10 protein-coding genes and 1 pseudogene are annotated in these 6,484 nt (G+C 69.0%); 7 read left to right on the forward strand and 4 right to left on the reverse strand.

Translation table 11 applies throughout. The annotated features are described in order from the left end of the window. Positions 1-93: 93 nt before the first annotated feature. Positions 94-552, forward strand: a complete 459-nt coding sequence (locus ACZ60T_RS28950; protein WP_365633388.1) for a MarR family winged helix-turn-helix transcriptional regulator — start codon at positions 94-96, stop codon at positions 550-552. On the opposite strand, the gene ACZ60T_RS28955 is transcribed toward ACZ60T_RS28950, so the two are convergent. Together ACZ60T_RS28955 and ACZ60T_RS28960 are read right to left on the reverse strand one after the other, a co-directional pair. Beyond that, complete coding sequence (locus ACZ60T_RS28955) at positions 539-739, reverse strand: hypothetical protein (RefSeq protein WP_469668545.1); 201 nt, start codon at positions 737-739, stop codon at positions 539-541. The two genes, ACZ60T_RS28950 and ACZ60T_RS28955, sit on opposite strands and share 14 nt — an antisense overlap. Further along, complete coding sequence (locus ACZ60T_RS28960; protein ID WP_469668546.1) at positions 736-894, reverse strand: hypothetical protein; 159 nt, start codon at positions 892-894, stop codon at positions 736-738. Before ACZ60T_RS28960 ends, ACZ60T_RS28955 begins: the two co-directional genes overlap by 4 nt. Positions 895-1,782: 888 nt before the next feature. On the opposite strand from ACZ60T_RS28960, the gene ACZ60T_RS28965 reads away from it, so the two are divergent. After that, on the forward strand, positions 1,783-1,914 hold the full coding sequence (locus tag ACZ60T_RS28965) for a hypothetical protein (protein ID WP_469668547.1): 132 nt from the start codon (positions 1,783-1,785) through the stop codon (positions 1,912-1,914). Between the two features lie 65 nt (positions 1,915-1,979). Here ACZ60T_RS28965 and cynR read toward each other — a convergent pair whose 3' ends face one another. Beyond that, on the reverse strand, positions 1,980-2,888 hold the full coding sequence (gene cynR / locus ACZ60T_RS28970) for a transcriptional regulator CynR (protein WP_469668548.1): 909 nt from the start codon (positions 2,886-2,888) through the stop codon (positions 1,980-1,982). A 124-nt stretch (positions 2,889-3,012) separates the two neighbouring features. On the opposite strand from cynR, the gene ACZ60T_RS28975 reads away from it, so the two are divergent. The 3 genes from ACZ60T_RS28975 (at position 3,013) to ACZ60T_RS28985 (ending at position 4,837) form a co-directional block, all read left to right on the forward strand. Further along, entirely contained in the window at positions 3,013-3,606 is a 594-nt protein-coding gene (locus tag ACZ60T_RS28975; RefSeq protein WP_469668549.1) for a carbonic anhydrase, read from the forward strand. Between the two features lie 116 nt (positions 3,607-3,722). Then, positions 3,723-4,193 (forward strand): cyanase, encoded by a 471-nt coding sequence (gene cynS / locus ACZ60T_RS28980; protein WP_365633376.1) that lies wholly within the window; start codon positions 3,723-3,725, stop codon positions 4,191-4,193. Between the two features lie 143 nt (positions 4,194-4,336). Further along, complete coding sequence (locus ACZ60T_RS28985; RefSeq protein WP_469668550.1) at positions 4,337-4,837, forward strand: nucleoside deaminase; 501 nt, start codon at positions 4,337-4,339, stop codon at positions 4,835-4,837. A gap of 77 nt (positions 4,838-4,914) precedes the next feature. On the opposite strand, the pseudogene ACZ60T_RS28990 reads toward ACZ60T_RS28985, so the two are convergent. Further along, positions 4,915-5,443, reverse strand: a pseudogene (locus ACZ60T_RS28990) (undecaprenyl-diphosphate phosphatase); the annotation flags it as partial. Positions 5,444-5,698: 255 nt separating this feature from the next. Between ACZ60T_RS28990 and ACZ60T_RS28995 the strand changes: the two are divergent. Both ACZ60T_RS28995 and ACZ60T_RS29000 read left to right on the forward strand, forming a co-directional pair. Beyond that, the gene (locus ACZ60T_RS28995; RefSeq protein ID WP_469668551.1) at positions 5,699-5,863 is read left to right on the forward strand and encodes a hypothetical protein; all 165 of its coding nucleotides are present in this window, start codon (positions 5,699-5,701) and stop codon (positions 5,861-5,863) included. A gap of 197 nt (positions 5,864-6,060) precedes the next feature. After that, positions 6,061-6,484: hypothetical protein (locus ACZ60T_RS29000; RefSeq protein ID WP_469668552.1), on the forward strand; the 424-nt coding region annotated here is incomplete at its 3' end.

Consider the following 6,484-nt stretch of genomic DNA (forward strand, 5'->3'; position numbering starts at 1 on the left):
TTAAATCGTGCACAACTAAATCGAGTCATATATAGTTGTGCATGCCTGGAACGGTAGGATGGGGTTCACGATCATTCGACGTTAGGACCGGTCATGGACCAGGCCGCGCACCACGCAGCAGAACAGGGCTCGCTCCTGCTCCAGGACCAGCTGTGCTTCGCCCTGTACGCTGCTTCGCGGTCGGTCACCACGCGCTACCGGCCGCTGCTGGAGGAGCTGGGGCTGACCTACCCGCAGTACCTGGTCATGCTGGTGCTGTGGGACCAGGACTCGGTCTCCGTCCGCGAGCTGGGCACCGCGCTCCAGTTGGAGTCCAGTACCCTCTCCCCTCTGCTCAAGCGTCTGGAAGCCGGCGGCCTGATCCACCGTGAGCGGCGCTCCGACGACGAGCGCTCCGTCGCAATACGCCTCACCCAGGCCGGTACGGATCTCCGCGAGAAGGCCCACACCGTCCCCCTGGCCATCGGCGAGGCCATGGGCCTGACCCCCGAGCAGGACACCACCGCCAAACACCTGCTCCGCCTGCTCACCGCGAACGTCACCCGCAACTGACCCCACCGGGCGAGCCGACCAGCACGCAGCCGACCAGCACCGCCGCCGTCTCGTGCGGGTCATCGGAAGCGGGTCCGGACCCGTCTGGGATGACGCGGGCACGGTCGGAGAGCAGCAGTTCCTTGACGGCCAGCCGCAGCAAGGAGAAGCGGCTCCCCACTCCCACGCGCACCGCGGCCCGGCTCACGACGCCGCCCTCAGCACGCTGCGGGCGTTCAGCGGAACGCTCAGACCGGTCAGCCACTGCTGCTTCCAGAGCAGATGCAGGACCGCGGCCCGCACCAGCGGAACCGGACGACCGGGCAGGCAGGCGAACGCCGCGCCCAGTGTGTCCCCGCCCACGACCAGGTCGCGTACTCCGTCGGGGATGGCCGGATCGAACAGCCGGTCCGGCAGTGGCTCCTCTCGGCATCCGGCGGTTCACTCCACACCTCGTAGCGCCAGACATCGCGCGGTGGCCGTACGCCTCCGGCTGCCCGCCTCGGCCCCGCGTCCAGCCCGGCACCGGTAACAGCGGCCGCACCAGCGCCCACTCCTCGTCCGTCATGTCGGTCGGACAACGGCGCTCGCGCAGGGGATTGTCGGCAGCGTTTCCGAACCGGTCAGCCAGGCAGCCACACTCCCGGGTGGCTGCGGTGGACGGGGCTTGTGGAAGACCTGGCTTCGCCGACATCTTCGCGCCCGAGGCAGCCGTCCGACCTCGCCCGTCCGGTACAGACACACCCCGACCGGCGGCCCGGCATCCGGGGTGACGAACTGTCGTGCGGTCAGCTCCGGCTGGTTCAGGTATCCGGCGGCAAGCGCGGGCCCGGCGACGCACAGCTCCCCGCGCGTGCCGATCGGCCCCAGCCGAAGGCCCGGGCCCAGGACGTACAGCTGGTATCTCGCCAGCGGCCGGCGGACCGTCACCCGCTCGGCGCCGGTGGCCTGTCGGGGAGGGGCAGGCGTGCGGCCGCGCACCACACGGTTGCCTCGGTGGGCCCGTACTCGTCGTCCAGGACCACGCCACGGTCAGGAAGTGCCGGTAGAAGGAGGCCACGAAGCTGACGCGGGTGATGCCGTGGGCGTCGATCAGACAGCGGACGGCGATGGGGTCCCGGACATCGTCCTGCGCGTCGGGGAAGACCAGGGTGCCGCCCGTCCACAGGGTCCAGAAGATCATCGAGGCAGCGACGTCGAACTGCAGCGTCACCGGCGTGCGCGGTGAGCGCAGTGTCTGCGTTCGCGTGCGTGACGACGACGGACCCGCGCGTCGAACTGGACGCGGTGCGTGGTGAGCGGCGCACCGGTCGGTGGTCTGCCGCGCTGGCCGACTCGTTCGGGTTCGGCGGACACAACGCCGCTCTCGTCTTCACCAAGTGACGATGAGACCGTGACGGGCGCACTGGGCGGCACGGACCCGGTTGCCGCCCACTTGAGAGGTGGTCTCACAGGGACGGGGTGTAGCCGCGGGCGCGGACGAGGTCGTGGGTGAGCGTGGTGAAGGCGTGGGTGGCGGCGCTGCGGTAGGCGCCCTCGCGGTGCAGGAGGGTGACGGTGCGCGTGGGCAGAGGTGGGTCGAGGGTGACAGGGGTGAGGTGGGGGTGGTCGTGGGTGATGGCATCGGGCAGAACGGTGGCCAGCGGGGTGCGCCGGACGATTTCGGTGAGGGCCTGGATGGAGTTGGCCTCGATCGTGATCCGGGGGGCGGCCCGGTGCCGGGCGAAGTAGGCGTCGATGTGGTTGCGGGTGGCGAAGTCGCCGCTCAGCAGGGCGAGTTGCTCTTCCTTGAGGGCGCGGACCGGTAGGGGTTCGGGTATCGCCTGGGCGCGGGGGGTGCCGGTGACGAGGCTGAGGGTCTCGGTGAACAGCGGGGTGGCGGTGATGCCGGGCAGATGGGGTCCGGCGAAGGCGATGCCGAGGTCGAGGTCGTCGGCGAGCAGGGCCGCTTCGATGCGGTCCTGACTGTCCTCCCGCACGGTCAGTGTGATGCCCGGATGGCGGGTGTGGAGCTCGGCGATGAGCGGGCCGATCAGGTAGGCGGTGAAGGTGGGGGTGGCGCCCAGGCGGAGGTGGCCGCGGGAGAGGTCCTGGACGTCGTGGACGGCGCGTTCGGCGGCGGTCAGGTCGCGCAGTGCGCGCCGGGCATGGTCGGTGTAGACGGCTCCGGCATCGGTGAGTCGTACCGTACGGCCGGTGCGGTCCAGTAGCTGCACGCCCAGGCTCCGCTCCAGTTGCTTGATCTGTTGGGAGAGCGTGGGCTGGGAGATGTGCAACTCCTCGGCGGCGCGGGTGAAGTTGCCGTGTTCGGCCACGGCGAGCAGATAGCGCAGGTGACGCAGTTCGAGAGCAGTCATACCTGCACTATAGATGTGACCAATAGCTTCTATGTCCAACAACTCTTGGACGCTATAGGTACAGGTCATGCATGGTGGATCTCGACAGCCCATAGAGGTCGATCACCACTCGAAGGGAGTGACCATGCAGGACCTCTCCGACGGCGTCGCCCGTTTCCAGGAGGACGTCTTCCCGGCCAAGGCGGAGCTGTTCGCCCATCTGGCCACGCATCACGCGCCGCACGCGCTGTTCATCAGCTGCTCCGACGCCCGCGTCGTCCCTGAGCTGATCACCGGCACCGAGCCGGGTGAGCTGTTCGTCATCCGCACCGCCGGCAACCTGGTGCCCGCTTACACTTCCGAGGCCGACGGGGTCGCGGCGAGCATCGAGTACGCCGTCGCCGCACTGGGTGTGAAGGACATCGTCGTCTGCGGGCACTCCGCGTGCGGTGCGATGACCGCACTCGCCGAGGGACATGACCTCAGTGGTGCCCCCGCGGTCGCCACCTGGCTGCGGCAAGCCGACGCCTCCCCGGCCCGTGCCACCGCCGACGGTGACGTTCCCGCTCTGGTACGGCAGAACGTGTTCGCCCAGCTCGCGAACCTGGCCACCCACCCCTCGGTCGCCCGCGCCCTGGCAGCGGGGAAGGTCACCCTGCACGGCTGGGTCTACGACATACCCACCGGCCGCGTCGAGGACCTGACCGCCGCCAGCCATGCGGCCCCGCTCGCGGTCTGACCCTCCCGGCTTGGCTCAGCCTGCCGGGGAGCCCCCTCCACCCCACCCACCAGCCACTCCACCCCCTGTTCGTGAAGTGGCCCGCCTGAGAACACCGACAGAAGGACGTACTGATCATGGTGCACGCCCAGTTCGACCCGACCGCCCGCGAGGCCCTGGCCGCCAAGGCCGTGGACGCCAAGACCCGTAAGAACCTCACCTGGCAGCAGATCGCCGACGCCGCGGACCTGTCGGTGGCCTTCACCACCGCTGCCGTCCTGGGCCAGCACCCGCTGCCGGAGAAGTCAGCCAACGCCGTGACCGAGCTGCTGGGCCTGGACGACGACGATGCGCTGCTCCTCCAGACCATCCCGGTCCGCGGCTCGATGCCGAACCGGATCCCGACCGACCCGACCATGTACCGCTTCTACGAGATGCTCCAGGTCTACGGCACGACGCTCAAGGCCCTGGTCCACGAGCAGTTCGGCGACGGCATCATCTCCGCGATCAACTTCAGGCTCGACGTGAAGAAGGTCGCGGACCCCGAGGGCGGCGAGCGCGCCGTCATCACCCTGGACGGCAAGTACCTGCCGACCAAGCCCTTCTGACCGGCGCCGGTACGGCGTCACACACGGACGGCGACGGTACGGGCCGGAAAACAGCCCTCCGGCCCGCCCCACCCCGTTTCGTTCCCCGAACCCCGCGAAGCCGCCTGCCTGCGGCCCGCCCCGACCACCTCCGGAGGACCTCCATGGACTTCGTCGAGCGCACCATCGACCTCGCCCGCCAGAACGTCGCCGAGGGCGGCCGCCCGTTCGCGACCGTCATCGTCAAGGACGGCGAGATCCTCGCCGAGAGCCCCAACAAGGTCGCCCAGACCAACGACCCCACCGCGCACGCGGAGATCCTCGCCATCCGCGAGGCCTGCACCAAGCTCGGCATCGAGCACCTGACCGGCACCACCATCTACGTCCTGGCCCACCCCTGCCCGATGTGCCTGGGCTCGCTGTACTACTGCTCCCCGGACGAGGTCGTCTTCCTCACCACCCGCGACGCCTACGAGCCCCACTACGTCGACGACCGCAAGTACTTCGAACTCGGCACCTTCTACGACGAGATCGCCAAGCCCTGGCAGGAGCGCCGGATGCCGATGCGCTACGAGGCACGGGAGGACGCCGTCGAGGTCTACCGCCTCTGGCAGGAGCACAACGGCGGCGACCGCCGTGTCCCGGGCGCCCCTACCGCCGTATGACCAGGTGGTCGATGCGCCGGCCATGGTGTGCGGCGCGGCCCTCGGACCGGCGGGCGTTCGCGCTCACGCAGTGAGTCCCCCGTGCCCAGCAGCCCGTGCAGCGGCAGGCCGACGACCACGCGGTGGACGACGAAGGAGACCGTGGTGCTCACCATGATCGGGCCGGCGCCGCCCCTGGCACCGACGGCGTCCTTCAACTCGTACAGGCCCGTGCCGGTCAGGGCCGGGACGCCGAGGAAGAACGGAGGTGGCGTCCTCGCCGCGCTTGTGGCGGCCCCTCTGGTCGGCCACCCACATCACGCCTGATCCGGCGATCAGCGATCCCGTGACCACCCACAGCGAGGCGAGCGGCCCCTCGACGAGCGGCTTCGCGGCCAGGCCGACGATCACGATCTGGATGGTCGCGTAGATCACCCACCCGGCGAGCTTGTAGTCGTGGTGGTGGCACCCCTCCTTGTCCTTCAGACCGCGGCCCCAGGCGAAGACGATCCGCACGATGTCCTTGAAGAAGTAGACGAGCACGGCGGCGATGGCGCCGACCTGGATCACGGCGCTGAAGCCGACCACGGCGGGGTCGTTCACCGGGATGTCCATGAACCCCTCGACGCTGCCCGTCACCGCCGGGCACCGGCACAACAGCCCGCAGTTCAGCCAGTCCTGGAGGTCATCCGGATGCCTCGGACCAGTCCTGGCCGGCCGCGATCCCGGCCGGACAAGGTCCGGGCGGACAAGGCCTACGGCTCCCGCGCGAACCGCGCCTACCTCCGTGGACGCGGCATCGGATGCACGATCCCGGATAAGGCCGGTGAGGCGTCCGTGCGGGCTGCGGCCACCTGTAACCGCTACGGGGGTGTGAGGCAGATGCTCGCCGCTCTCGATCCGGCCACCGGCAAGCTGTACTACCGAATTCGTCCGCTCAAGCGGTGGCGCGAGTTCCTCGACTGCCTCGTGGCCGTGCGCGCCTGCTGGCCCGAGCAGAAGCTGTACGTGGTGCTGGGCAACTCGCGCGCCAAGGTTCGCACCTGAGTAAGCGTCAACGACATCGGGCCGGTCTTGGATTGGTCATCTGTGTCACAGAAGTGTCTCGGCGGCCGATGCTGCGGAACCTGGCTGTCGGCGACCCTGTCTGCATAGTCGCAAGGCCCGCTCACCAGGAGCGGGTCCCATCCTTCGGGGGAATTTTGATGCGCGTTCGGAAGATCTCGGCACTTGTTGTCACCGGTGTGGCTGTCAGCCTGTCGCTCACGGCCTGCGGAGGCGGCAGCACTGACAGCAGCTCCAAGGGCGCCTCGGATTCCTCCAGTTCCTCCGCCAGCTCATCTGCCGGTGCGTCCGCCACCGCCGACGCCCAGGCAGGATCCTCTTCTGCCAAGTCCGACCAGGGTGCGGCCGACACCACGTCGTCGGGCACCACGAAGAAGTCGGGTGTGAAGTGCACTGACCAGTTGAACTACGCGGGGGATTCGCGGTCGAACGCGGAGATCAACAGCCTCGGTGAGCAGACGGGTCACTGTCCGGCGCCTGAGAAGGGCGACAAGTCGTCGGGGACGCCGAAGAAGTCGGGTGTGAAGTGCACTGACCAGTTGAACTACGCGGGGGATTCGCGGTCGAACGCGGAGATCAACAGCCTCGGTGAGCAGACGGGTC

It is taken from the genome of Streptomyces sp. NPDC104371 (assembly GCF_055583785.1).